This window comes from Desulforamulus aquiferis (genome assembly GCF_030577015.1).
Taxonomy (GTDB): Bacteria; Bacillota; Desulfotomaculia; order Desulfotomaculales; family Desulfotomaculaceae; genus Desulfotomaculum; species Desulfotomaculum aquiferis.
Genome location: NZ_JARPTC010000090.1, coordinates 1 through 290, shown reverse-complemented (window position 1 = coordinate 290; position 290 = coordinate 1). Strand labels below are relative to the sequence as shown.

Annotated in this window: 1 rRNA gene; it reads right to left on the bottom strand. The window is 52.1% G+C overall.

Annotated elements, in window-relative coordinates:
• Positions 1 to 55: 55 nt before the first annotated feature.
• Positions 56 to 290: ribosomal RNA gene (locus tag P6N53_RS18655) — 16S ribosomal RNA — on the bottom strand; the annotation flags it as partial.

Here is a 290-nt window from a genome sequence, read left to right as displayed (position 1 = left end):
GATGATAAATGATCGACCAGAGTTTCTTGAACCGAAGGTTCAAGGTACTCCTTAGAAAGGAGGTGATCCAGCCGCACCTTCCGATACGGCTACCTTGTTACGACTTCACCCCAATCATCAACCCCACCTTCGACGGCTGCCTCTCTTACGAGTTAGCTCACCGGCTTCGGGTGTTGTCAACTTTCGTGGTGTGACGGGCGGTGTGTACAAGGCCCGGGAACGTATTCACCGCAGTATGCTGACCTGCGATTACTAGCGATTCCGACTTCATGTAGTCGAGTTGCAGACTA